General features: G+C 72.0%; 27 protein-coding genes, 1 tRNA gene and 1 pseudogene. 5 read left to right on the top strand and 24 right to left on the bottom strand.

Features of this window, described 5'->3' with window-relative positions; translation table 11 throughout:
* Positions 1–35: 35 nt before the first annotated feature.
* From mnhG to MF408_RS17565, 9 genes are all read right to left on the bottom strand, one after another.
* Positions 36–374 carry a monovalent cation/H(+) antiporter subunit G gene (gene mnhG, locus MF408_RS17605; RefSeq protein ID WP_240248777.1) on the bottom strand — a complete coding sequence of 113 codons (339 nt, stop codon included), beginning with the start codon at positions 372–374 and terminating at the stop codon, positions 36–38.
* Complete coding sequence (locus MF408_RS17600; RefSeq protein ID WP_240248776.1) at positions 371–631, bottom strand: monovalent cation/H+ antiporter complex subunit F; 261 nt, start codon at positions 629–631, stop codon at positions 371–373. The genes mnhG and MF408_RS17600 overlap by 4 nt, the downstream gene beginning before the upstream one ends.
* Positions 628–1,170 (bottom strand): Na+/H+ antiporter subunit E, encoded by a 543-nt coding sequence (locus MF408_RS17595; protein WP_240248775.1) that lies wholly within the window; start codon positions 1,168–1,170, stop codon positions 628–630. Before MF408_RS17595 ends, MF408_RS17600 begins: the two co-directional genes overlap by 4 nt.
* On the bottom strand, positions 1,167–1,316 hold the full coding sequence (locus tag MF408_RS17590) for a hypothetical protein (RefSeq protein ID WP_240248774.1): 150 nt from the start codon (positions 1,314–1,316) through the stop codon (positions 1,167–1,169). Before MF408_RS17590 ends, MF408_RS17595 begins: the two co-directional genes overlap by 4 nt.
* The gene (locus MF408_RS17585) at positions 1,316–2,707 is read right to left on the bottom strand and encodes a proton-conducting transporter membrane subunit (protein WP_240248773.1); all 1,392 of its coding nucleotides are present in this window, start codon (positions 2,705–2,707) and stop codon (positions 1,316–1,318) included. Before MF408_RS17585 ends, MF408_RS17590 begins: the two co-directional genes overlap by 1 nt.
* On the bottom strand, positions 2,704–3,336 hold the full coding sequence (locus MF408_RS17580) for an NADH-quinone oxidoreductase subunit K (protein ID WP_240248772.1): 633 nt from the start codon (positions 3,334–3,336) through the stop codon (positions 2,704–2,706). The genes MF408_RS17585 and MF408_RS17580 overlap by 4 nt, the downstream gene beginning before the upstream one ends.
* Positions 3,219–3,563 (bottom strand): hypothetical protein, encoded by a 345-nt coding sequence (locus tag MF408_RS17575; RefSeq protein WP_240252192.1) that lies wholly within the window; start codon positions 3,561–3,563, stop codon positions 3,219–3,221. The genes MF408_RS17580 and MF408_RS17575 overlap by 118 nt, the downstream gene beginning before the upstream one ends.
* Positions 3,556–5,877: a hydrogen gas-evolving membrane-bound hydrogenase subunit E gene (gene mbhE, locus MF408_RS17570; protein ID WP_240248771.1), complete on the bottom strand. Its 2,322-nt coding sequence runs from the start codon at positions 5,875–5,877 to the stop codon at positions 3,556–3,558. The genes MF408_RS17575 and mbhE overlap by 8 nt, the downstream gene beginning before the upstream one ends.
* 95 nt (positions 5,878–5,972) lie before the next feature.
* On the bottom strand, positions 5,973–6,377 hold the full coding sequence (locus tag MF408_RS17565; protein ID WP_240248770.1) for a four-helix bundle copper-binding protein: 405 nt from the start codon (positions 6,375–6,377) through the stop codon (positions 5,973–5,975).
* Between the two features lie 134 nt (positions 6,378–6,511).
* Between MF408_RS17565 and MF408_RS17560 the strand changes: the two genes are divergently transcribed.
* Positions 6,512–7,219: a response regulator transcription factor gene (locus tag MF408_RS17560; RefSeq protein ID WP_240248769.1), complete on the top strand. Its 708-nt coding sequence runs from the start codon at positions 6,512–6,514 to the stop codon at positions 7,217–7,219.
* An 803-nt stretch (positions 7,220–8,022) separates the two neighbouring features.
* On the opposite strand, the gene MF408_RS17555 is transcribed toward MF408_RS17560, so the two are convergent.
* Positions 8,023–8,502, bottom strand: a complete 480-nt coding sequence (locus MF408_RS17555; protein ID WP_240248768.1) for a hypothetical protein — start codon at positions 8,500–8,502, stop codon at positions 8,023–8,025.
* Positions 8,503–8,596: 94 nt separating this feature from the next.
* Between MF408_RS17555 and MF408_RS17550 the strand changes: the two genes are divergently transcribed.
* The gene (locus tag MF408_RS17550) at positions 8,597–9,250 is read left to right on the top strand and encodes a GerMN domain-containing protein (RefSeq protein WP_240248767.1); all 654 of its coding nucleotides are present in this window, start codon (positions 8,597–8,599) and stop codon (positions 9,248–9,250) included.
* Between the two features lie 31 nt (positions 9,251–9,281).
* Here MF408_RS17550 and MF408_RS17545 read toward each other — a convergent pair whose 3' ends face one another.
* The 3 genes from MF408_RS17545 to MF408_RS17535 form a co-directional block, all read right to left on the bottom strand.
* A complete protein-coding gene (locus MF408_RS17545; protein WP_240248766.1) occupies positions 9,282–9,698 on the bottom strand; it encodes a hypothetical protein in 417 nt (138 codons plus the stop codon).
* Positions 9,699–9,709: 11 nt separating this feature from the next.
* Positions 9,710–10,048, bottom strand: coding sequence for an STAS domain-containing protein (locus MF408_RS17540; RefSeq protein ID WP_240248765.1), 339 nt, complete (start codon positions 10,046–10,048; stop codon positions 9,710–9,712).
* A gap of 243 nt (positions 10,049–10,291) precedes the next feature.
* Positions 10,292–11,593 carry a LacI family DNA-binding transcriptional regulator gene (locus MF408_RS17535; protein WP_240248764.1) on the bottom strand — a complete coding sequence of 434 codons (1,302 nt, stop codon included), beginning with the start codon at positions 11,591–11,593 and terminating at the stop codon, positions 10,292–10,294.
* Positions 11,594–11,690: 97 nt separating this feature from the next.
* Here MF408_RS17535 and MF408_RS17530 point away from each other — a divergent pair, with 97 nt between their 5' ends.
* Together MF408_RS17530 and MF408_RS17525 are read left to right on the top strand one after the other, a co-directional pair.
* Positions 11,691–12,512 carry a phytanoyl-CoA dioxygenase family protein gene (locus MF408_RS17530; protein WP_240248763.1) on the top strand — a complete coding sequence of 274 codons (822 nt, stop codon included), beginning with the start codon at positions 11,691–11,693 and terminating at the stop codon, positions 12,510–12,512.
* A gap of 375 nt (positions 12,513–12,887) precedes the next feature.
* On the top strand, positions 12,888–13,451 hold the full coding sequence (locus tag MF408_RS17525) for a GNAT family N-acetyltransferase (RefSeq protein WP_240248762.1): 564 nt from the start codon (positions 12,888–12,890) through the stop codon (positions 13,449–13,451).
* Between the two features lie 22 nt (positions 13,452–13,473).
* Here MF408_RS17525 and MF408_RS17520 read toward each other — a convergent pair whose 3' ends face one another.
* The 5 genes and pseudogenes from MF408_RS17520 to MF408_RS17505 all read right to left on the bottom strand — a co-directional run bounded on the left by MF408_RS17520 (position 13,474) and on the right by MF408_RS17505 (position 17,019).
* A complete protein-coding gene (locus MF408_RS17520; RefSeq protein WP_240248761.1) occupies positions 13,474–14,766 on the bottom strand; it encodes an amidohydrolase in 1,293 nt (430 codons plus the stop codon).
* Positions 14,767–14,806: 40 nt separating this feature from the next.
* The gene (locus tag MF408_RS17515; protein WP_240248760.1) at positions 14,807–15,442 is read right to left on the bottom strand and encodes a trimeric intracellular cation channel family protein; all 636 of its coding nucleotides are present in this window, start codon (positions 15,440–15,442) and stop codon (positions 14,807–14,809) included.
* 140 nt (positions 15,443–15,582) lie between these two features.
* Positions 15,583–15,903, bottom strand: coding sequence for an alpha/beta hydrolase fold domain-containing protein (locus MF408_RS25790; RefSeq protein WP_275693213.1), 321 nt, complete (start codon positions 15,901–15,903; stop codon positions 15,583–15,585).
* A 103-nt stretch (positions 15,904–16,006) separates the two neighbouring features.
* Positions 16,007–16,558: pseudogene (locus tag MF408_RS25785) on the bottom strand (alpha/beta hydrolase fold domain-containing protein); the annotation flags it as partial.
* Positions 16,559–16,620: 62 nt separating this feature from the next.
* The gene (locus MF408_RS17505; RefSeq protein ID WP_240251994.1) at positions 16,621–17,019 is read right to left on the bottom strand and encodes a nucleotidyltransferase domain-containing protein; all 399 of its coding nucleotides are present in this window, start codon (positions 17,017–17,019) and stop codon (positions 16,621–16,623) included.
* Positions 17,020–17,031: 12 nt separating this feature from the next.
* Here MF408_RS17505 and MF408_RS17500 point away from each other — a divergent pair, with 12 nt between their 5' ends.
* Positions 17,032–17,475: a hypothetical protein gene (locus MF408_RS17500; protein ID WP_240248759.1), complete on the top strand. Its 444-nt coding sequence runs from the start codon at positions 17,032–17,034 to the stop codon at positions 17,473–17,475.
* A gap of 215 nt (positions 17,476–17,690) precedes the next feature.
* On the opposite strand, the gene MF408_RS17495 is transcribed toward MF408_RS17500, so the two are convergent.
* From MF408_RS17495 to MF408_RS17470, 6 genes are all read right to left on the bottom strand, one after another.
* Positions 17,691–17,764 (bottom strand) — tRNA-Met (locus tag MF408_RS17495).
* A gap of 52 nt (positions 17,765–17,816) precedes the next feature.
* Complete coding sequence (locus MF408_RS17490; protein WP_240248758.1) at positions 17,817–21,368, bottom strand: UPF0182 family protein; 3,552 nt, start codon at positions 21,366–21,368, stop codon at positions 17,817–17,819.
* Positions 21,369–21,376: 8 nt separating this feature from the next.
* The gene (locus MF408_RS17485) at positions 21,377–21,946 is read right to left on the bottom strand and encodes a S16 family serine protease (protein ID WP_240251992.1); all 570 of its coding nucleotides are present in this window, start codon (positions 21,944–21,946) and stop codon (positions 21,377–21,379) included.
* Entirely contained in the window at positions 21,828–22,424 is a 597-nt protein-coding gene (locus tag MF408_RS17480) for a hypothetical protein (RefSeq protein WP_240248757.1), read from the bottom strand. The genes MF408_RS17485 and MF408_RS17480 overlap by 119 nt, the downstream gene beginning before the upstream one ends.
* Before the next feature lie 48 nt (positions 22,425–22,472).
* The gene (locus MF408_RS17475) at positions 22,473–22,802 is read right to left on the bottom strand and encodes a hypothetical protein (protein WP_240248756.1); all 330 of its coding nucleotides are present in this window, start codon (positions 22,800–22,802) and stop codon (positions 22,473–22,475) included.
* Positions 22,803–22,837: 35 nt separating this feature from the next.
* Positions 22,838–23,266, bottom strand: a complete 429-nt coding sequence (locus MF408_RS17470; protein ID WP_240248755.1) for a molybdenum cofactor biosynthesis protein MoaE — start codon at positions 23,264–23,266, stop codon at positions 22,838–22,840.
* Positions 23,267–23,401: the final 135 nt, after the last annotated feature.

The raw sequence follows: 23,401 nt of genomic DNA, 5'->3' as shown, positions 1-23,401 counted from the left end.
CCCCCGGGCCGCTGCCACATCCCCACGACGGACGATCAGGACGACTCCTCCGACTCGGCCAGCTCGTCGAGGACCAACCTGTCCTTCCGCCAGGCCCCTGCGCGGTAGGCGGACCGCGCGACGAGCTGCGCGAGCACCGGCGCCGTCACGAGCTGGAACGTCACGAGGAGCACCAGCATCCCGATCGCCGACCACGCGTCGAGGAACGGAGCGGCCCCGACGACGATCAGCATCAACCCGAGGGTCTGCGGCTTGGTGGCCGCCTGCAGACGAGCAGCGACGTCGGGCAGGCGGAGCATGCCCACGGCTGCGACGACGCTCAGCAGCCCGCCGGTCACCATGAGCACGGCACCGATCCACTCCAGGACGATCACTGCTCCTCCTCCGGGATCAGCCGCACCGCCGTCAGGGTGCTCAGTACGCCGACGAGGGCGACCAGCACGAGCAGCACCAGGGCGTGCACCTCGCCGAGGTGCGCCGAGCGGACGACGACGCCACACACCATCAGCACCACGAGCGTGTCGAGGGCGACCAGACGGTCGTGCAGGCTGGGGCCGATCAGCAACCGCACCAGCACGAGCGCTGCAGCGACCACCAGCGCCGACGCCGCGGTCACCATCAATGCCGTCACCGGTCACCTCCGTTCGCGTCGTCGGGCTTCCGTGCGGGGAAGGTCGCGAGCACGTCGTCGACCAGCCGCTGGGCCTGGCGCCGGGTCCGCTCGACGGCTTCACGGTCCGGGGTGTCGAGCTGGTACACGTACAGCCGCTCCCGCGCCCGGTCGATGTCGACGACGATCGAGCCTGGCTCCAGGGACAACCGGTTGCAGACCAGGAGCATGGCCGTGTCGGGCACGTCGTCCGGGATCCGGAGGGTCATCAGCGACGAGCGGGTGTCCCGCCCCGAGCGGAACGTCGTCACGGTGACCCCCCACGACGAACGGACCAGGTCGACGGCGAACCGCAGGACCAGGCCGGGTAGCCGTCGCCACCGGGTGCGGGTCCTCAGCCGCAGCGGCGGGAGCCGTGACCAGCTCAGCACCGCGACCGCGACCGCGGCGCCACCGACCACCAGGTCGGGGCGCACGTCTCCCCACAGGAGCAGCCAGACCAGCACCAGCCAGAGTGCCGCGAGCGCCCGGCGTGCGAGCTCGAGCCGCCGCACCGTCATCGCCCGCCACCTCCCAGCACCGCTTCCCGATAGCTGTCGCCGCCGCGGAGGTCCGTCCCCACCCGGGCAGCGACGTCGGCCAGCGGCCCGGCGCCGATGGCCACCGCCAGCCCGAGCGCGACGACGCCGGCCGTGGCGGCGACCATCAGCGGGCTGCCGGTGGTCGTCCCCAGCTCGAGGGCGTCCCTGGGATCAGGATCGGGCACGACCTCGCCGGGCTCGCCCCAGAGGCCTCGGCCCACACCCGCGCCACCAACGCGAGCGTGGCCAGACTGGCGAGGAGGGCGACGCCCGCCACCCCCAGCGTGAGGCCGTGGTCCGCACCGACCGCGGCACGGAGCACAGCCAGCTTGGCCACGAAGCCTGCGAGGGGCGGCATCCCACCCAGGCTGAGCGCTGGTAGCAGGAACAGGACGGAGAGCAGCGGAGCGGTCGAGGTGAGACCGCCGAGCCTCCGCAGCGACGCGGTGCCGCGGTGTCTCTCCACCAGCCCGACACCGAGGAACAGTGCAGCCTGCACGACGATGTGGTGCACGAGGTACACCACCGATCCGGCGATGCCCGCTGCGCTGGAGATCCCCAGCCCGAGCAGCATGAACCCGATGTGCGCCACCAGCAGGAACGACAGCACGCCGTGGAGGTTCTTCTGCGCGAGCGCCCCGATGCTCCCGACCAGGAAGGTCAGCGCGGCCAGAGCCAGCAGCAGCAGCCACGGCTCGTCGCGCGGGAACAGGAGCGACTGGGTGCGGATGACGGCGTACACCGCGACCTTGGTGAGGAGCGCGGCGAAGACCGCGGTGATCGGCGCCGGTGCCGGGGGATAGCTCTCGGGGAGCCACCAGTGCATCGGCACGATCGCCGCCTTGATGGAGAGCGCCACCAGCAGGGCCACGCTCAACCAGCTCCGGACGTCCTCTGGAAGCTCGGCGGTCCGCTCCGAGAGCTGGGCGAGGTTGAGGGTGCCGGTGACGCCGTAGACGAGCGCGATCGCGGTCAGCAGCAGGATCGACGACAGGAGGCTGGTGACGATGTAGGTGGAGCCTGCGCGCACCCGCTCGCGGGTGGCTCCGAGGGTGATCAAGGCATAGCTGGCCATCAGCATCACCTCGAGCCCGACGAAGAGGTTGAACAGGTCGCCGGTCAGGAACGCCAGTGCCGTGCCGGCCGTCAGGGCCAGGTAGCTGGGGTGGAACACCGATGGCACGTTGCCCACGCTCGACTCGCTGGACCCCTGCGCCACGGCGTAGACCAGCACCGCCAGGAGGATCGCGGTCGACGTCACCAGCATCAGCGCCGAGAACCGGTCGCCGACGAGGGTGATGCCGAGCGGCACCCGGTAGCCGCCGACCTGTGCCACCACCGGCCCGTGCGCGTCGGCCCGCTGGAGCAGCAGCACACCGTCCACGAGGACCCCGGTCAGCACGGTGATGGCGAGCACCCGCTGCGCGCCGGGACTCGGACTCAGCAGCAGGCTCAGACCGGCGGCGAGCAGAGGCGCAGCGACCGGCAGCGACACCAGCAGTTGGTCGACGGTCACGGGTCCTCCTCGTCGGGGCCCGAGTGCGTCGGCACCTCCTCGTTGTCGTTCAGCTCGTGGCTCCGGTGGGCGAGGGCCAGGAGAAGGGCGCTGACGGCGAAGGTGATGACGATGGCGGTCAGTGCCATCGCCTGCGGCAGCGGGTCGGCGACGGCCTCGTAGCCGGCTTCACCGGACACAGGAGGCGCTCCGGCGCGGCCGCCGGACTGCAGCAGGAGCAGGTTCGTGGCGTGGCCCAGCAGCACGACTCCCATCACGACCCGCACCAACGAACGGGACAGCAGGAGGTAGACGCCGGCGGAGAACAGGGATCCCACCAGCAGGGCCATCGTCAGGTTGGCAGCGTTCATTTTCTCCTGTTCGCCCCCCAGCGTCCGCAGCACGTCGAGCGCGAGTCCGACGACGATCATGAGCACGCCGACCTCGAAGACCAGTGAGGTCGGCAGCTCGTAGGTCGGCAGGACGGGCAGCTCGACGTGGACCACCGTTCCGTGCAGCAGGTCGCCGCTCGTCAGCAGGCCGGCGACGCCGTAGCCCGCAGCGACGACGAGCCCGCCGCCCAGGAGCACCCCCGGCGGGAAGCGGGTCGCGGTACCGAGCTCGTAGGGACCACCGGCCAGCCGACGCAACAGCAGCCCAAGGCCGACGACGAGACCGGCGGCGAACCCGCCCCCGGGTGGTGGAGGCCGACGAGCAGGAGGTACGCCGCGATCACCAGCGTGGTGGGGTGCACCACCCGGGCCAACGCCTCGAGCAGGGCGCTCCGGGACGTCGGGTCGAGGTAACGGCTGCCGGCGAGCAGCCGGTCCTGCGGCGGCTCGCCCGAGCCTGACGGCTGCCGGGGCTGCTCACTCATGCGACGGTCCTCCTGGCACGGGGTCTGCGTGGGCGCTCGGGCTGGGCGGTCCGCCCATCCGGGTCCTGCGCAGGACGAGGCTGGCGATGGCCGTCGCCGCGAGGACGAGGACGGTGACCTCGCCGAGCGTGTCGAGCGCGCGGTACTCCGTGATGATCACGTTGACGACGTTCGGACCGCCGTGCGCGGGAGCTTCCTCCAGGTAGGCCGGGGACGGCTCCGAGCGGGCGTGCCGGCTCGACATCGTCAACGTGGACCAGGTCATGACCGCGCCGACCGCGAGGGCGATCACGACGCGGAGCGGCCACAGCCGTTGCCGAGGGCCCGAGCCGGACCGCGGCATCCGGCGGAGGACGAGGACGAACACGACGAACGTCAGCGTCTCCACCAGCACCTGCACGAGTGCGAGATCCGGCGCGCCGCGGAGCACGAAGAACACGCCGACGAGGTAGCCGACGACCCCGAGCACGAGTGCCGCCACCAGCGACGCGCGGACCACGACGACACCGAGTGCGCCCGCCACGGCCAGTCCCGCGACCACAGCCTCCCAGGGGGAGTCCCACCAGCGTGGCCGGGCGACGCCGACCGGCGCGAGGAAGAACAACGGGAGGGCGACGACCGCCGTGAGCGTCAGGGCGAGCTGGGTGGGCAGCGCTCGTGCATGCCCCCTCCTCGTCAGCCAGGTGGCGCCCGACAACACACCCCGGGCGGCCAGGTCCTGGACCTTCACCGCTCGCACCGGTCCCGCCAACCGGCCGTGCAGCGGCGACAGCAACCGTTGACCGAGGAAGAGCGCCACGCCCAGGACGAGCGTCGAGACCGACAGCACGACGACGAGGGTGAAACCGTGCCAGAACGCCAGGTGGTAGGTCTTCCCCGGGTCGGGCAGCGCGTCGGCGTACGGCGTGACCAGCTCGCCGATCCGGGAGGGAGACAGTCCGACGGCGAGGCCGGCGAGCGCGAGGATCGACGGCGCGACCACGAACCCCGGTCGGGGCGCGTGCCAGTCCGCGGCGGCGTCGGAGCCGCCGGCAAAGGCTCCCCACAGGAAGCGGCAGGTGTAGGCGACGGTGAGGGCGGACCCGAGCACCAGGCCGGCGAGCACCCATGCCCCTCCCCAGGCATCGGTGTGGAACGCCTCCAGCGCGGCCTCCTTGCCGAGGTAGCCGACCGTTGGCGGGAGCCCGACCATCGACGCTGCCGCGAGGGCGGCAACGACGAGGAGGAGGGGTGCTCTGCGCGCGAGACCCGACAGCTCCCGCAGGTCCCTGGACCCGGCGGCGTGGTCGATCACCCCGACCACGAGGAAGAGGCAGGACTTGAACAGCGCGTGCGCAACCAGCATCACGGCGCCGGCCAGTGCAGCCGTACGGCTGCCGGCGCCGACCAGGACGACCAGGAACCCGAGCTGTGCGACGGTGCCGTAGGCCAACAGTCGTTTGAGGTCGGTCTGGGCCAGCGCCCGCCACCCTCCCAGGACCATGGTCGCGAGGCCCACCACCACGGTCAGCGGCTGCCAGGGCACGGACTCGGCGAGACCCGGCGCCAGCCGCGCCACCAGGTAGACCCCCGCCTTCACCATGGCGGCGGCATGGAGGTACGCACTCACCGGCGTCGGCGCCACCATCGCCTCGGGCAGCCAGGGGTGGAACGGGACCTGGGCGCACTTGGCCAGTGCCCCGACGAGAACCAGGACGACGGCCAACGAGCCGATGCCGCCGACCGGCGCCGAGTCGACCAGCTCGGAGATCCGGTACGTCCCGGCCTGGTGTCCCAGCAGCAGGAAGCCCAGCAGCATCGCGAACCCGGCACTCGTCGTGACCAGCAGCGCGCGCACGGCCGCGCGACGGGACTCCGCCTTGCGACCGTCGTCGGCGATCAGCAGGTAGGAGCAGACCGTCGTGACCTCCCACGCGACGTAGAGCACGAGGAGGTTGTCCGCGAGGGCGACGAGGAGCATCGCGGCGACGAAGAGCAGCAGCACGCCGGCGGTCCTGCCGACACCCTCGCGTCGACCGTCGAAGTACCAGCGGGCGTAGAGCAGGGTGAGCGCACCGATCCCGGTCACTGCCAGGGCCAGCACCAGCGCCAGGGCATCCAGCCGGAGGTGCACCTCCAGCCCCAGGGCGGGTGCCCACGACCAGGACTCGGCGACGGGGTTGCCGTGGACGACCGTCCGGACCTGCGTTGCCAGCCAGACGAACGCCGCCGCGGGCGCCAGGGCGGCGACCAGGAAGACGCGGGTGCCGAGGGCACGTCCGAGCAGTACGACGCCGACCGCGAGGCCGACCTGGCACGCCAGGAGCCAGGTCACCGGCGACCCTCGGGTCCGCTGTACGTCTCGAGCGTGGCCGCTCCGCGAGGTGGTCGCACCCGGGATCGCCCCCTACGCGTGAGCACCGGCCCGACTCAGCCGATCGCGGCCAGGACCCGGTTGCAGGCCTCCTCGCAGCGCCGACAGGCCTCGGCGCAGACCCGGCAGTGCTCGTGCATCTGCGCGTGCGACTCGCACTCGTCACCACACGACCTGCAAGCCTGCGCGCAGGCTCGGAGGACCGCGCGGGTGACAGCGGCGTCGCCGCCGGTGTGCCGGGACAGGATCCTGCCCGTCGCCTCGCACACGTCGGCGCAGTCGAGGTCGCTGCGGATGCACGACGTCAGGTCTGCGACCGACTCCTCGCCCAGGCACGCGTCGGCGCAGGCAGTGCACGCCTGGGCGCACTCGACGCACGCCGCGACGCACGCGGCGAGGAGCTCCCGGTCGTCGATCTCCGCCGGGTAGGTGTCCATCATCCTCGTGATCGTCTCGTGCACCAGATTGCTCCCCTCGATCGGTCACGCACGGTGGCGGGCGCCGAGCGGGCACCGCCTCCAGCACTGGTCAGGTGGGTACCCATGCCCGACGCCGCCACACCAGCCACGCCTGGGCGGGTGCGATCATGAAGGGCATGACTCGGCTCTTGGTGCTCGAGGACGACGCCGGACTCCGGGCGTCCCTGCGGATGGTGCTCGAGGACGAGGGCTACCAGGTCGTCGAGGCCGCGGACGCGGAGAGCGGCCTCGAGGTCGTGGCCGACCCGGAAGGGGTCGACGTGATGCTCGTGGACCTGATGCTGCACGGCATGGACGGCTTCTCGTTCATCCAACGGGCGCGCCCGCAGACCGAGGCGCCGATCGTGGTCGTGAGCGCGCGCGACGGGGTCGAGGACATCGTGGCGGCCCTGGAGGCAGGAGCCGACGACTACGTGACCAAGCCGTTCCTGGTCGACGAGGTGAAGGCCAGGATCAAGGCCCTGCTCAGACGTCCGTCGATGGGCGCGAGCCAGCCCCGGGAGGCGGATGCGTTCGTGCTGGACGCCCGGAACGGTCCGCTGGTCTTCGACCGCGGGGCAGCCGCCCTGAAGCGCGGAGAGGACGAGGTGCACCTGACCAACACCGAGTTCCGGCTGCTCAGCGTGCTGGTCGACCACGCCGGGCTCGTGCTGAGCCGGAGCTCGCTGCTCGAGCACGTGTGGGAGCAGGGCTTCTTCGGCGACGAGCGGATCGTCGACGTCCACGTCCGGCGGCTGCGCAAGAAGCTCGAGACCGACCCGGGCTCCCCCGTCCTCCTGGTCACGGTCCGCGGCCTCGGATACCGGCTCGACGTCGTCCGATGACCGCCCGGCCGACGCGGGGTCTCAGGGCGTCGGTGACGCTGGTCTTCGCCCTCGGCGCGCTCGCCCTGTCGGCGATCCTCGCCGTGAGCACCTACTTCTCGGTCCGGCACTTCCTGGTCGAGCAGCGCGAGCGCACCGCGATCCGGCAGGCGTTCACCGACAGCGCCCTGGTGCGGGCCAACCTGCAGACCTCCGGCGCCGAGGTCGACGAGGTGCTCGGCTCGCTGAGCCCGCCGGCGGGGGCGGTCGTCTACGTACGCCGTCACGGCGAGTGGTACTCGTCCGGCCTGGACGGCGCGGGGCCGGAGCTCACGGCCGCGCTGCAGCCGGTGGTCGGCGACGGCTCGGTCGGCGTCGGGTGGACCGACGCCACCGATCCCTCGGCGGTGGTGGTCGGGATCCCGCTCCCGGCCGTCGACGCCGAGTACTACGAGGTGTCGGTCGTGGAGGAGCTCGACCGGACGCTGTGGACCCTCGCGCTCGCCCTCGCGGTGTGCGCAGCCGTGACGACCCTGGGAGGTGCGCTGGTCGGGCGCGCGATGAGCCGGCGGCTGCTCACGCCGCTCGCGGAGGTGACGACCGCCGCGGTCCGGGTCTCCGGCGGCGACCTCACCACCCGCCTGGAGCGCACCGACGACCCGGACCTGGCCGCCCTGGTCGGGTCGTTCAACCACATGGTCGACGCGTTGAACCGGCGGATCGAGCAGGACGCCCGGTTCGCCGCCGACGTGAGCCACGAGCTGCGGACCCCGGTGACCACGCTGACCACCAGCCTGAGCCTGCTGCAGGGCGCTCCCGACCTGTCACCGAGGGCGCAGCAGGCGGTGCGCCTCATGGCCGACGAGCTCGCCCGCTTCCACCGGGCCCTGGAGGACCTGCTGACGCTCGGCAAGCTCGACGCCGGCCACCCCGCCGAGGGGGAACGCGTGGCGATCGGCGCCCGGGAGCTGGTCGACCAGGCGCTGCGGACGACCGGCCACCCGTCCGACCTGGTCGCGACCGAGCCGCCCGACGGCACGGACCCCACCCTGCTCGTCGACCGGGTCCAGCTGCTGCGAGCCCTCACCAACCTCTTCCGCAACGCCGACCTCCACGGCGACGGCCTCACCGGCGTCACGATCGCCGACGGCGGCGACGTGGTCGACATCCGGGTGGCGGACGACGGGCCCGGCGTGGCCGCCGCGGACCGCAGCCGGGTCTTCGAGCGCTTCGCCCGCGCGGGCGGGCAGAAGGCCGGCACCGGCAGCGGTCTCGGCCTCAGCATCGTCCAGCAGATCGTCCATGCCCACGGTGGTGACGTCTGGTGCACGGACGGACCGGGCGGCGGCGCGGTATTCGTCGTCCGGCTCCCGGCCGCGGCCCGGGGGAGCGATGACCGTGCCCAGCACGCGTCGCGCGGGCGGTCGGCGTACGCCGGTCGTGGTCGTGGTCGTGGCCGCCGCGGCGACCTTCCTCTCGTGTGGGGTGCCCGGCAGCGGCACGGTGCGCACCGTCGACGACGACGAGGTCCCCTACGGACTGCTCGACCCGCCGAGTCCCTCCGCGCCTCCGGCGCCGATCGGTGGCCCGGCGCGGGCGCCGGTCGTCGTCTGGACCGGGGGCGAGCGGCTGGTCCCGGAGGCGACCGGCGGCACCTGCTCCGAGAACCCCGCGACACTGGTGGAGCGACTGCTGGCCGAGCTCGTGGCCGGGCCGTCCGAGGAGACGCGGGCCGCCGGGAGGTCCTCCGCCGTCCCGCCGGACTTCGGCCTCGACCTGGTCGACCTCCGCGACGGCACGGCCGAGATCGGCATCGAGCCGGAGACGCCGCTCAGCGCCGAGCAGCTGCCGGTGGCGGTCGGGCAGGTGGTGCTGACGGTCACATCCGCCCCGACGGTCCGCTCGGTCGTCCTCGTCGACGACGGCGAGCCGGTGCAGGTCCCGCTGCCGGGCGGCGTGCTCACCGACGAGCCCGTGCGCGCGAGCGACTACGCCGAGCTCCTGCCCGCCCGGCTCCGCGCACCGGGCGCCATCGGCTGTCCGCGTCGCTGAGGCACCGGCCGCCGGGTGAGGGACCGGGGCCTCATTCCGTGTCGGCGACGATCCACTGGAGCCAGCCGCCGTCGTCGCGCGCCACCCCCCAGTCCGCTGCCAGGGCGTCGAGTGTCGCGATCGTCGCCTGGAGGTCGTGCCCGCCCTGGTCGGCAGCCGCCGCGTCGGAGCAACCCGACCAGCGGACGTCGACCCGGACCCGCTCGAGGTCCTGCCACCGGATGAGGAGCGTCAGCCTCCTCGGCCCGAACCGCAGGCCGTGGGCGAGGGTGACCCGCATCAACGACTCCAGCCGCGTGACGGAGCCCTCCGACAGTGCCCGGTCGGACGCCCACCGGTCGACGAGGCCGAGGACGGTCTCGACGACCCCGGGCCGGCACAGCACGTCGAACCGCGTGACACCGGGGAGCGTCGGCGGCCCGACGAGCTCCTCCATCTGTGCCGTCAACCGGTCGGCCCTCATCGTCCGCCGCCCGCGCTCACCCCGGGACGGGAGGTGCCGCCCGGCCGGTCCGCACCCTCCACCGCCAGCACCTGCGACAGCCCGGTGCGGTCGAGGGTCTCCTGCAGCCGTCGGGACGGGCGGCGCAGGACGAGCTCGACACCTTGCGAGGAGCAGCGCCGCCTGGTCCACAGCAGCACCGCGACGACCGTCGAGGAGACGCGTTCCACCGCCCCCATGTCGAGGACGAGCGTCCGCGGCCCCGCCGCGAGCACCACTTCGAGGTTGCGCTCGAGGTCGTCGAAGGCGACGTCCATCCCCGCGTCCCGCAGCGGGAGCACGATCTCGGCAGCCATGTCGACCACCGTGACCTCGCCAGGTGACAGGTCTGCTGTCCGTCACGTTGCAGTCTCATGACGATCGACGGTCGAGGTCCGGTCAATGCGGTCGACCACCTTGTCGGGGGTCCGCGCGGGTGTCTGGATGGAGTGGAGGAACCGAAGTACCAGACAAGGAGGCGAAACACCGTGCTGACGTTCACGCCCCGCGCCCTGAGCGTCCTCCGGCGCGTCACCGCGCACCCGACGTTGGAGTTCTCCTCAGGGCTCCGCATCGCTTCTCGCGACGACCCCTCCGCGTCCCTCGAGGTCCGTGTGGTGCAGGGCCCGCAGCCGGGCGACCACGTCGTGGAGCGCGCCGGTGGCCGCCTCTACCTGGCCCCCGCAGCGGCCCGACGCGTCGCCGGCCGACAGCTGGACGCGGTGACCGACGAGGCCGGACGCGTCCAGTTCGTGGCGAAGGGCGCTGCCTGAGCGGAAGGGGCGCCCCCGTCCTCGGCCGCGCTCTCGCCGCGACGTCATCCGCTCCGGGCCACCCGTGGCCCTCACCCGCATGACGTCCCGCGGCGGCGCGGTCGACTCACGAGTGACCAGGCGGGTCTCGACGACGTGGGAGGTGTGGCGGTGGTCGGTGGCGGCTCCCATCTCCGCGAGCAGCAGCTCGGCGCCGAGGCGGCCCATGTCGGCCCGCGGCTTGTGCACGGTCGTGAGCGGCACCGGGGCGAACGCGGCGGCGTCGACGTCGTCGTACCCCACGACGGAGACGTGCTCCGGAAGTCGTACGCCGTGCCGCAGCAGGGCCCGCTGAAGGCCGACCGCCACGGCGTCCTGGACGCAGAACACCGATGACCACCGCCAGCCGTCGGCGAGCAGCCGGATGGCAGCTGCCTCCGCGGACCGCGCCGTCAGGTCGGGCAGCGTCACGACGTCGACGCCGAGCCCCAGCGTGGCGGCCGCCTGCCGGGCGCCGGTCTCGCGTTCCACGCACTGCCGCATCCAGTCCGGTCCGGTGAGCACGAGCAGCGAGCGATGCCCCAGCGACGCGAGGTGCTCGACGGCGCGACGCGCACCTCGGACGTCGTCGGCGTGGACCGAGCAGACCGGCCCGGTCGTCTCCGAGGGAGGCGCGTCGAGGAAGACGACCGGCGTCCGGGCCCTGCGGAACCCCTCCACCAACGTGTTGTCGCCGTTGGCCGGGCTCATCAAGACGCCCGCCACGCGCTGGTCGAGCATCAGGTCGAGCACCCGGTCCTCGCGCCCCACGTCGTCGTAGGTGTTGGCGAGGACCAGCGTGAATCCGGCTCCCTCGACGGCAGCCTCGGCCGCGCGAACCACGTCCGGGTAGAACGGGTGGGAGATGTCGACGACGACCAGGCCCACGGTCTGGCTACGCCCGGTACGCAGGTTGCGGGCGACCCGGTGCGGCTGCCAGTCGAGCTCGTCGATCGCCGCGAGGACCCGCTCCCGCAGCTCCGGACCGACCGACGGGTGTCGGTTGAGCACCCGCGACACGGTGCCGACGGAGACGCCCGCCCGGTGGGCCACGTCCCGGATGTCGGTCATCCGTAGCCCTCCCCTCCCTGCCGCTGCGACCTGGATGAAACGGTTCATCGCGAGCCTAGCGTGGTGGTTGTCACTAGTCCGATCACCAGGAGGAACGATGACCGCAACCACCCCCGACACCCGTGACCACCTCGCCGCGCTCGGCATCCCGGAGCTCTCGCCGGAGCAGATCCGCGCCATCGACGAGGACGGCTTCTTCGTCGTGGAGGGCGTCTTCACCGAGGAGCAGTGCGATCGGATGACCGAGGCGGCGGATGCCCTCTGGGCGGCCGAGGGCGAGGGGGCCGGTGGCGAGGTCTCCCAAGAGGTCGGCGTCTCCCGACGGTTGTCGAACCTCTACAACAAGTCGGATGCGTTCGACCCGCTGATCGCCATCGGGCCGACGCTGGCAGCCGCCCGTCACGTGCTCGGCGAGTTCCGGCTCCACGGCGCCAACATCCGCGAGCCGCTCGCCGGCGCCGGGCAGCAGCGGCTGCACAGCGACGTGCCGAAGGACGACCGGGGCTGGCAGCTGGTCAACACCATGGTGGCTCTCGACGAGGTCACCGCGGACAACGGCCCGACCCGCGTGGTGCCGGGTTCGCACCGGTGGGGCTACCTCAACGTGCCGGCGGAGAACCTCTACGACGGCCAGCAGGAGACCGATGCGGCCGAGGACGCCGCCCGGATCCCGGCCGACCCGCACGCGGCCTACGACGGCGAGCGCTACGTGACCATGCCGCGCGGTGCGATCGCCGTGATCAACGGCCACCTCTGGCACAGCGGGACCACCAACCGCAGCGGCGCCCGACGCCGCGTTGCGACGATCAGCTACGCACGTCGGGACGTGCCGCAGCAGGTCGTGCAACGCGACGTGCTGACGAGCGCTCTCGACGCCCGGCTCACGGACCCGACCCGCTGGCTGCTCGACGTGCTCTGACCCGAGGTCGGGAGCGCGATGAGGTGCCCTGTAGACGGGTTCCTCGTCGCGCTCGTCGCCGTGGACCTCTGCGGGACATGCCGAAAGTTCTCCAGGGTCCAGCCCACGGCGCCATCACAAGGTGGGGCGTGTACCAGCTCGGGACGTCATGCGCTCAGGGCCGCCCGTGGCCCGCACCGCATGACGTCCCGGGCGGTGCCGGCGGCCAGAATGTCGGGGTGTCCACGCCGAGTCGCTCCGCGAACAGCATCCTGGACGAGCCCGTCGCCGCCTCCCCTTTCCGGTCGGCACGCCCATCTCGCCCGTCGCGTCGGATCCGCGTGCGCCTACCAGCCCTCGGTCGCGTCCTTCGTCTCGGTCCCGCCCGAGCCGGAGTTGCAGGACTGGCACGACCTGGCCGCTCTGCTCGGCCCCGGCGGTCTGGCCGACATGTTCAGCTCCCCGGCGACACCACCACCGGACTGGGCGCCCGTCTTCACCGTGACCGGGCTGCAGCTGGTCGGCCCCGAAGACCCCCAGTCGACAGTCGCCCCACCACGCGCCGAACGGTCGGACGTCAGGCGGCTCGGACCCGAGGACGTGCCCGACATGCTCGACCTCGTCGCCTCGACAGCGCCCGGTCCGTTCTGGCCGCGGACCATCGAGATGGGCACCTACCTCGGCGTCCGCGAGGGCGGCCGGCTGGTCGCGATCGGCGGCGTACGCGTTCGCCCCGAGGGCTGGTCGGAGATCAGCGCCGTCTGCACCGCTCACGAGGCACGCGGGCGGGGTCTCGCTGGGCAGGTCGTCGGCGCCCTCGTCGACGAGATCCACCGCACCGGCGACCGGCCCTTCCTCCACGTCCTCAGCGGGAACACCGGCGCCCTCGCGCTCTACGAGCGGCTCGGGTTCTCGGTCCGGCGCGAGGTCGTCTTCCGCGGGTTCCGGGTGCCGGGCTGACCCGGCGTACCCTTCGGCGTCGTCACCGGTGGAGCCATGCGAGCGCGCCGACGACGAGCGCTTCGACGCCAGTGTCGAGCGTCGGCTGGACGACCGGGGCGAAGCCGGCGGAGTGGTTGACCGGCACGTCCTGGGCCACGCGACCGGCCTCCTGCGCACGAGCGTAGGCGTCGGGGTCGGTGCCGCCGATCCCCCAGTAGGTGGAGGGCGCGCCGAAGGCTCGCGGGAGGTCGCTGAAGTCCTCGCTCGCACTCTGCTGGGGCAGCTCGCCGGCCCGGTCGCCGAAGAAGGCCGCGAACGCCTCCGCAACGCGACCGGTCACCCCGGCGTCGTTCTCGGTGAGCGGGTAGCGGTCGAACAGCTCGAGCTCCGGCTCGGCCGGTGACCCGGACGCCTGGCACTCGGCGCGCACGATGCGCTCGATCGCTGCCAGCACGGCGGCGCGGGTGGCCTCGTCGTACGTGCGCACGTTGAGCTGGAGCACGGCGTGGTCGGGGATGACGTTGCTCTTGCTCCCGGCGGCGATGCTGCCGACGGTCAGCACCGCCGGGTCGCCCGGGGCGACCTCGCGGGCGACGACGGTCTGGAGACGGACGACGATCATCGCGGCGAGCACCACCGGGTCGACCGCCGCCTGCGGCATCGACCCGTGCGCTCCCCTGCCATGCACCGTAATCCGCATGCTGTCGGCCGCCGACAGCACCGCACCGGTCCTCGTCCCGACGCGGCCGGCGGGCATCGGCAGCACGTGCTGCGCCATCGCGACGTCGACGTCGCCGACGATCCCGGCGAGCCCGTCGTCGAGCATCGCCCTGGCGCCGTCCGCGGTCTCCTCCGCGGGCTGGAACACCACCACCAGGCGGCCGGACCACTGGTCGCGCGCCTGTGCCAGCAAGGTGGTGGCGCCGGCCAGGCACGCGACGTGTACGTCGTGACCGCAGGCGTGCATGACCGGGACCTCGGTGTCGCCGTCGGTCGCCGTGACCGTGCTGGCGTAGGGCAGCCCGGTCTCCTCCCGCACTGGCAGGGCGTCCATGTCGGCGCGCAGGAGCACCGTCGGTCCGGGCCCCTTGGCCAGCACGCCCACCACGCCGGTGCCGCCGATCCCTTCATGGACCTCGCAGCCGGCGTCGCGGAGCCGGTCGGGGACGAGGGCGGCGGTGCGGTGCTCCTGGTGGGAGAGCTCGGGATGGGCGTGGAGGTCGCGGTAGAGGTCCTCGATCCAGCCGCGCTGCGGACAGAGGCCGCCGAGCACTGCCCTGGCCGCCTTGGAGGCCGCTGCGGCACGCGCTGCTCCCGCCTGCTCGGTCGTCAACGGCAGCCTCCTCGCTGGTCGTGCTCCGGTCGCACCGCCATCATGCATCCGGGTCGGTGGACCGGGGAACGGGTGCCTCGAGGCGGAAGTGCACGCCGAGGAGTCGGACGACCAAGCAGAGCGACGCACCGCCGATCGCGGCCGGGACCTCCGCCGCGCCGAGCTCGATCGCGACCAGCATCGACAGTGCGCCCGCCAGCGCCGGGATCGCGTACAGCTCGCTGCGCAGGACGACGGGGACCCGGCCGACCAGCACGTCACGGATCGTGCCGCCGCCGACCGCGGTGACCGTGCCGAGGATCACCGCCTGCGCGGGCCCACCACCGAACTCGAGCGTCTTCAGCGCCCCGGCGACGGCGAAGAGGCTCAACCCGGCGGCGTCGAGCACCATGATCGGGTTGACCCACCGGTCGAGGCGCGTCCCGAACAGGAACGCGACCAGGCTCCCGGTGGCCGCGACCGACAGGTAGCGCCAGTCGCTGAATGTCGCCGGCGGCAGGTCGTCGATGAAGATGTCGCGGACGATGCCGCCGCCCAGCGCCGTGATCATCCCGAGGGTGATCACGCCGACGACGTCGAGCCGCACCACCCGGATCGCGGTGAGCGCCCCGTTGAGCGCGAACGCGAACACGCCCGTCAGGTCGAGGGCGAGGAACAGCGGGGATGCGGTGTCCACGCGGTATGTCTACCCGGCATCCCGGGGTGGACCCACTCCGGTGCGGGATCCGCGGCTGCCGGGTGCACTCGGGAGGTCATACGGACAGGGTCACCGGTGGCCCCGTCCGTATGACGTCTCCGAAACCGAGTCAGGGCCGGTCACGCTTCGCCGAGCACGCGCGAGAGAAACGCGATGCCCTGGGTGATCGCTTCCTGAGCGGCGTAGGTGTCGCGCAGCGGGTTCAGTCCGACGAAGTCGTGGATGATCCCGGCGTACCGCATCGTGGTCACCGGCACGCCGGCTGCCCGGAGCTTCGCGGCGTAGGCCTCGCCCTCGTCGCGGAGGACGTCGGCCTCGGCGACGATGACCATCGCCTGCGGCAGACCCGACAGCTCCTCCGTCGTGGCCCGCAGCGGCGAGGCCGTGATCTCGGCGCGCTGCGCCGGGTCGGTCGTGTACTGGTCCCAGAACCACTTCATGCCGTCGCGTGCCAGGAAGTAGCCGGTTGCGAACTGTTCGTAGGGAGCCGGTGTCGAAGCTCGCGTCTGTCACCGGGTAGAAGAGGAGCTGGCCGCGCAGGGCGAGGCCACCACGCTGCTTGGCGAGGATCGTGGTGACGGTGGCCATGTTGCCGCCGACCGAGTCGCCTGCCACCGCCACGCGCGTCGTGTCGAGGCCGTGGTCGTCACCGTTGTTCTCGAGCCAGCTGGCGACGGCGTAGATCTGCTCGATCTGCGTGGGGTACTTCGCCTCGGGCGCGAGGTCGTAGTCGGGAAACACGACGGCCGCACCCGTGCCCGCCACGAGTTCGCGGACCAGCCGGTCGTGGGTGACCGGGCTCCCGAACACCCACCCGAGTCCGTGGACGTAGAGGATCACCGGGACGGCCGTACCGGTCGAGGCCGAGCCGACCGGCCGCACGATCCGGACCCGCACCGACCCGGTCGGTCCACCCTCGATGGTGAGGTCCTCGACGTCCGCCTCGGCGACGACCGGTGGCGGGTCGGTCTGGACGGTCTCCGCGATCTTGCGACCCTCCTCAGGGGCCAGCTGGTAGAGGAACGGCGGGTTTGCGTTCGCATCGGCGAACGCCTGCGCAGGCCCCTCCAGGACGGGCTTCACGGGTTCGAACATGATGACCTCCGGTAGTCGGCAACAGGGGATCTCATGGTCACCCGCGGACTTCGTCCCCAGCATCAGTCAGCTGACTGCATCTCCAGCCCGGCCGCTCGTGTCCGGCGGACATCGTCATCCAGCTTCGGCTTCAAGCCGCCGTACTCGACCAGGTCGATCTGCCGACCAAGCACCCGCTCAAGCAACTGCTCGAACCGAATGAACTCGTACGACGACGACCCCTCCGGCGCCTCGACCAGCAGGTCGATGTCGGAGTCTTGTCCCTGCCCCCTCGGCGCGCGACCGAGCCGAAGATCGCGAGCCTGCGGTACCCGCCGGAAGCAGCTCGGGCAATCCCATGACCGTCGCGCACGGGAGCGTCGTTCGCCAAGATCAGTGTTGTGACAGGATCGGGAGAACGAGATCGCGCGGACGGGCCGTCTCTCGCGCTCGGTCCGCTCCGGGCGTGGATCGTCGCCCATCCGGCCCACATCGTGGACCTCTTCGTCTACGTCGTCGTCCTCAACCTAGCCATCCAGTACTTGCCGCGAGTCATCAGCGAGACCTTCACACTCTCGCTGCTGACCGCCGTCCTCTTGAAGGCGTCGCTCGAGGTGGTGCTTGTCGTGAAGAGCACCGTCCGGTCACGCCTTCATGGTGCGACCACCCGCGTGGGCAAGGTGGCGTTCGCCGCGGCGCTCTGGGCGGTGGCCGCGGGGAGCAAGCTGGTGGTGCTGCGGCTGATCGACGTCATCTTCGGCGGCTCGGTGAGCCTGGGTGGCTTCGCATCGGTGACGCTTCTCGTCCTGGCACTGCTCGTGTCGCGAGCGGCAGTCGAGGCGTTTGCTCTTCGGCCACTCAACCTCATGAGAGCCTGGAACGAGTCCGCAACGCCGAACGCCGGAACTTCCTCGCCTCACGTTCTGAGGTGCGTCTAGCTGCCGCCTGCGACCCAGGGACCCTCACTCGCCCAGAGGGCCGGTGACCGGACACCTCTGGGGCAGGACGAGGTCGGTCCCGAGGAGGCCGTGGCGCGTCCCTGACCAGGCGTCCGCGAGGGTCCTTTGGGCCACAAAGCGCGACACAAGCCGGAATGGCTCAAATGACAAGTGGCCCGTGATCTGCGTTTCTGCAGATCACGGGCCACTTTCTGTAGCGGGGGCAGGATTTGAACCTGCGACCTCTGGGTTATGAGCCCAGCGAGCTACCGAGCTGCTCCACCCCGCGTCGGTGAACCCAACATTACGGGATGGCGAGCAGCGACTTCAAATCGGGGGGCCTACTGACCCTCCTCGGCCTGCTGTTGCTGGTCGTAGAGGCGCAGGGCGGTCTCGACGTGGCCCTCGGCCTCCTCGATCAGGCGCGCCCACTCGACGGTGTCGCCGTTCTGCTGGGCCTCGGCGGCGTCGGCGAAGGCGCGGTCGGCGGCCTCGAGCTCGCGGGCGATGCGCTGCTCGACGGTGAGGCCGTCGCCCTCGCCGCCGCCCTGCTGGCCACCCTCGCCCTGCTGGCCGCCCTCACCTTGCTGGCCACCTTCACCTTGCTGGCCACCGTCGCCCTGCTGGCCACCCTCGCCCTCGCCGCCCTCGGGCTGCTCGTCGATGTCGATGTCGAGGGCGTCGGCGAGCGCGGCCGCGATGGTCTGGCCGACGCCGACGTCGGCGCCGTAGCGGACGATGACGAACTGGAGGATCGGGAAGCTCGACGCCGCGTTGGAGCGGACGGCGTAGACCGGCTGCACGTAGATCAGGCCGTTGCCGACCGGCACCGTCAGCAGGTTGCCGAAGACCGGCGGCGCCGCGCCGGGCACACGGAACGGCGTCAGTGCCTGCACGACGCCGTCGTCCTGCTGCACCTCGTTGGCCGCGATGCCGGGACCGGGAGCGCCCTCGTCGGTCATCTCGAGGATCTCGATCTGGCCGAACTCGTCGGAACGGGCGTCGGAGTTGACCGACACGAACGACGCCAGGTTGCCGCGCCCGCGGGGCACGTAGACCGACGTCAGCGACCAGATGTCGTCGCCTTCGTCGTCGGCGGTGAACAGCCGGTACGGCGGCTGCTGGCTGTCGCGCGCCTGCGGGTCGGTCGGCACCTCCCACCGGTCGTTGCCCTGGTAGAAGTTGCTGGCGTCGGTGACGTGGTAGCGGGCCAGCTGGTAGCGCTGGACCTTGAACATGTCCTCCGGGTAGCGCAGGTGCGCCATCAGGTCCTCGGAGATCTCCGACTTCGGCTCCACCGTGTCGGGGAACGCCCCCATCCACGCCTTGAGGATCGGGTCGTCCTCGTCCCACTCGTAGAGCGTGACCGTGCCGTCGTAGGCGTCGACCGTCGCCTTGACCGCCGACCGCATGTAGTTGATCTCGTCGGTCGGGATGGTCTGGAAGCCGGTGTCGTCCTGCAGCGAGTCGTCGATCATCGACTCGAACGACTCACGCTGGGAGTTCGGGTACCGGTCGGTGGTGGTGAAGCCGTCGAGGATCCACTGCACCTTGCCCTCGACGATCGCCGGGTAGGGGTCGCTGTCGACGGTCAGCCACGGCGCCACCATCTCCACCCGCGACACCGGGTCGCGGTTGTAGAGCACCCGCGAGTTGTCGTTGACCCGGCCGGAGAGCAGGAAGTTCGGCTCGCCGAACTTGATCGCGTAGAGCAGCTGCCGGAACGTGCTCCCGACGTCCACGCCGCCCTCGCCGTCGTACGTCGTCCGGGAGTCGGTCTCGACCTCCTCCTCCACGTCCTCGGCCTCCGCCTCGTCGAGCCCGAGGCCGAGCTCGACGTCCTCGGCGTCGTCGCTCGACTTGCCCACGACGGAGTACGTCGGGCTCTGCTGGCCGAAGTAGATCCGCGACTCGAAGCCCTGCTCGCTCAGGACGTTCTCGGCGTCCTGGATGCCCTCGGCCCACACCATCCGGCCGTTGGCCTCGCTCGGCGACACCTCGTTGGCGTAGGCGGCGATCACGCCCTCGCCGTGGGTGTAGACCGTGTGCAGGTTGGTCCAGTTCTGGTCGGACTCGTTGATGCCGGACTGGTCGAGCTCGCGAACGCCGAGCACCAGCGGCCGCTCCTCGCCCTCGATCTGGTAGCGGTCGACATCGAGCACCGGCGACACCGAGTAGTAGGCGCGCGGCTGCTGCCGCTGCTCGAAGGTCTCGAACACCTGCTTCGGGTCGACCACGGGCACCGCGTCGAGCCGGGCCTGGAGCTGCCCGAGGTCGGCCTCGCCCTCCGGCACGCCGGCCATCGAGTCGACCTCGACGTCGGCGATGTCGAACGCCGCCCGGGTGGCGTCGATGTTGGCCTGCAGGTAGGGCTCCTCCTTGTCGGCCTCCGACGGCTTCACCTGGAAGTTCTGCACGATCGCCGGCCAGATCATCCCCAGCAGGATCGCCGACAGCGCGAGCAGCGCCAGGCCCACCGACGGCAGCTGCCAGGTGCGGCGCCAGATGTTGAGGAAGAACAGCACCGCGCAGATCAGCGCGACGCCCATCAGGATGTTGCGGGCGGGCAGCAGCGCGTTCTCCGCGGTGTAGTTCATGCCGGTGAACAGGCTGTGGTCCTCGGTCACCAGGTCGAACCGGTCGAGGTAGTAGTCGACGCCCTTGGCGAGGACGAAGATCCCGAGCAGCACCGAGAGCTGCACCTGCGCGGCGCCCGACAGCCGGTCGTGCTGGACCTGCAGCCGGATCCCGCCGTAGAGGTAGTGCACGACCGCGGTGGCGATCAGCGCGACGATCGCGGTGGCCATCAGGAAGTCGGTGACGAAGTGCCACCACGGCAGGTGGAAGACGTAGAAGCCGATGTCACGGTCGAAGTAGGGGTCGGTCTCGCCGAAGGACTCGGCGTTGCGCCACAGCAGGAAGGTGCGCCACTGACCGAGCGCGGAGGTGCCGGCGAAGACGCCGATGACGGCGGCGACCCCGGCGAGCAGCCAGGTCCGGATCGGGGTGACCGCGTCGCGGTAGCGGTCGATCGAGCCGTCGCCGGAGAGCCGGAACAGCGGCCGGAACCGGTAGGCGAGGTACATGTTGACCGCCACCGTCGCGCCCATGAGCAGCCCGAACACGAGGAACAGCCCCACCCGCGTCCACAGCAGGGTGCTGAAGACCTGCCCGTAGCCGACCTCGTCGTACCAGAGCCGGTCGGTGTAGATCGACGCGAAGGTGGTGAGCGCGAAGAAGCCGAGCACCAGGACCACGCCGGTGGTCACCAGCGCGCGGGCGCGGCGGTTGGGCCGTCGCGGCGCCGCGTCGGTCGGCTCGTCGTCGAACAGGTCACTCACGGTGTGTCCTCCACCTCGTCCTCCAGGGTTCCGCGCAGCAGTGCCACCAGGCTCGGCACCAGGTCCGCCCCCTCCCATCACCGACGCGTCCTCGTCGTGGGCGCGCAGTCGCAGGGCACAGTACGTCGCGCCGTGGCGGGTGACGCCCGCGACGATCCGCACCTCCTGCCGGTCGGGGTGCTCACGGGCGAACTCCTCCGCCGCGGCCGGGTCGTCCGGCAGCTGCCCGTCCGCGGCCGGCGGCAGCACCAGCCGCTCGACGACGGCGGCGCAGCCGCGCACGTCGGGCGGCCAGGTGATCGTGGTCAGGAAGTCCTCCAGCTGCTGCTCGGCCGGCACCGCGTCCTGCTCGACCGGCGTCAGCGAGCCCCGCTCCCGCGTGGCGTCGAGACCGAGCATCGCGGCGAGGGCCGGCTCCTTGGCGACCAGCTCCTGCGTGTCGACGAGGGCGAACAGCCGCGCCGGCTGGTCCCACCCGAGGTCGGACTGGTGCTTCTCGATCTCCAGCACGGCGGCAGCCAGCGCCGGGTCGACGTCGAGCTCGAAGTCCATCGCAGTCCTCAGCAGGTCGGCAGGGCGGCGTCGGCGTCGGCGGCCCAGGTCTCGAGCGCCTCGAGCGCGTCGGGCATCGTCGTCGCCTTGACCAGCCGCAGGTCGGGGTCGAGGTCGGTGACGTCGCCGCAGTTGGCCTCGGGCACGAAGAACAGCTCGGCACCGGCGTCCTCGGCGCCGGCGATCTTCTGCTCGATGCCGCCGATGGGCCCGACGCGGCCGTCGGGGAAGATCTCGCCGGTGCCGGCGACGACCCCGCCGCCGGTCAGCGAGCCAGGGGTGAGCGTGTCGTAGACGGCCAGCGAGAACATCAGGCCGGCACTGGGGCCGCCGATCGCGGGGTCGACGGTGATCGCCACGTCGAACGGGAAGCGGTAGCCGACACCGGTCACGATGCCGATCCTCGGCACGCTGTCCACCAGCCGGGGCTCGATCTCGACGGTCATCGGCTCCCGCCGGTCACGCTGCACCAGCAGCTCGACCGGGTCGCCCGGGCCGTGCCGCTCGACCGCGTCGACCAGCACCTGCGGGTCGGTGCCGAGACGCCGGCCGTCGACGGCGAGCAGCTTGTCGCGCACCCGCAGCTTCCCGGACGCCGGCCCGTCCTCGTCGGTGAAGGCGGCGACCTGCAGCACCCGCGGCACCTCGAAGCCGAGCTCCTCGAGCGCGACCTTCACCGCGTTGTCCTGGGGAGCCGATCATGGAGACGGCGCCCTCGAGCTCGTCCTCCTCCTCGGTGCGGTCCTCCGGGTGGGCGACGTCGTAGGGCACGACGGCGCGGTCGGGGTCGCCCCAGGCGCCGAGCGCGCGGAACAGCGACAGCTGGTCGCCCCGCGGCGAGGACTGCACGGTCGTGAACCGGATCTGCCCGTCGTCACGGTAGGTGCGGTGCCCGTCGACCTGGATGATCTCGGCCTCGTTGACGTCCGTGGCCAGCACGTCGTACGTCGGGCCGGGGCTGTAGACGGCGAACGGCAGCGGCACCAGCGTCACCATCACGAGCAGCACGACGGTCAGCGGCGCCGCGACGGCGAACGCGATCCAGCGCTGACTCATGGCGTTACCCTCTCATCCGCGCCCAAGACGGGGGGCGGGGGCCGAGGGTCAGGATGCGCGCCGATCGCCCCGCGGGCCGCCCGTGTCGCGGGCCCCGTCGGGCCCGCCGGGCCGGTCCGGCCGATCCGTCAGGGGTGGCACGGGCGCGGGCCGCACCCGCGACGGGCGCAGGGCCACGCCGGTGCTGCGGTCGGGCGCCCGGCGGGCGACCGCGTAGCCGGGACGGCGCCGGCGTTGCTTGGTCAGCGCCTCGCCGAGCCGGCGGGCCGCCGTCTCGCGGTCGACCGCGCCGCGACCCTCACGACCCCACCAGGCCACCCACAGCATCGTCGTGAGCGTCACGACGGCTGCCGGCACCAGCCACAGCAGGATCTCCACCCACAGGAGGGTACGGCGCCCGGCCGGGCCGGCAGCTACGGCGCGCCGACCCACTCCTCGGTGCCGTCGGCGAACCGCTGGTGCTTCCAGATCGGCACCTCGGCCTTGAGCGTGTCGATGAGCGCCCGGCTGGCCTCGAACGCGCTGCCGCGGTGGCCGGCGGTGGTGGCCACCACGACCGCGAGGTCGCCGATGCCGAGGTCGCCGACCCGGTGCACGGCGGCGACCCCGGTGACGTCATGGTCCGCGGCGACTCGTGCGCAGACGTCCTGCAGCCGGTCGAGCGCGCTCGGGTGCGCGGAGTAGGACAGCCCGGTCACGCCCTTGCCGCCGTCGTGGTCGCGGACCCGGCCCACGAACACGACCAGCCCGCCCGAGGCGTCGTCGTCGAGGCTCTTGAGCACGTCGTCGACCGACAGCGGGGTGTCCTGGATGCCGACCAGGCGCACGGCGGGATCGCTCACCCCCGCAGGTTAGCCCCGTCGCGGTGGGTCCGTGGTTGGTGATCGGGCGTAGTTTTGGGTCATGACCAACGACCCCGGGAGCAGCGGCCCCGGCGACCCGGAGGAGCCCAACCCGTTCAAGGGGACGCCGTTCGA

This window comes from Nocardioides sp. TF02-7 (assembly GCF_022437945.1).
Taxonomy (GTDB): Bacteria; Actinomycetota; Actinomycetes; order Propionibacteriales; family Nocardioidaceae; genus Nocardioides.
This window is presented reverse-complemented; position numbering and strand designations above follow the sequence as displayed.

Coding starts and splice junctions, on each gene's coding strand:
- MF408_RS17560 (WP_240248769.1), top strand. CDS start 6,512: ATGACTCGGCTCTTGGTGCTCGAGGACGACGCCGGACTCCGGGCGTCC.
- MF408_RS17575 (WP_240252192.1), bottom strand. CDS start 3,563: ATGAGTGAGCAGCCCCGGCAGCCGTCAGGCTCGGGCGAGCCGCCGCAG.
- MF408_RS17595 (WP_240248775.1), bottom strand. CDS start 1,170: ATGACGGTGCGGCGGCTCGAGCTCGCACGCCGGGCGCTCGCGGCACTC.
- MF408_RS17480 (WP_240248757.1), bottom strand. CDS start 22,424: ATGAGTCAGCGCTGGATCGCGTTCGCCGTCGCGGCGCCGCTGACCGTC.
- MF408_RS17590 (WP_240248774.1), bottom strand. CDS start 1,316: ATGGTCGCCGCCACGGCCGGCGTCGTCGCGCTCGGGCTGGCGGTGGCC.
- MF408_RS17555 (WP_240248768.1), bottom strand. CDS start 8,502: ATGGACGATCTGCTGGACGATGCTGAGGCCGAGACCGCTGCCGGTGCC.
- MF408_RS17530 (WP_240248763.1), top strand. CDS start 11,691: ATGACCGCAACCACCCCCGACACCCGTGACCACCTCGCCGCGCTCGGC.
- MF408_RS17540 (WP_240248765.1), bottom strand. CDS start 10,048: ATGGCTGCCGAGATCGTGCTCCCGCTGCGGGACGCGGGGATGGACGTC.
- MF408_RS25790 (WP_275693213.1), bottom strand. CDS start 15,903: ATGAAGTGGTTCTGGGACCAGTACACGACCGACCCGGCGCAGCGCGCC.
- MF408_RS17490 (WP_240248758.1), bottom strand. CDS start 21,368: ATGGACTTCGAGCTCGACGTCGACCCGGCGCTGGCTGCCGCCGTGCTG.
- MF408_RS17535 (WP_240248764.1), bottom strand. CDS start 11,593: ATGACCGACATCCGGGACGTGGCCCACCGGGCGGGCGTCTCCGTCGGC.
- MF408_RS17505 (WP_240251994.1), bottom strand. CDS start 17,019: ATGGGCGACGATCCACGCCCGGAGCGGACCGAGCGCGAGAGACGGCCC.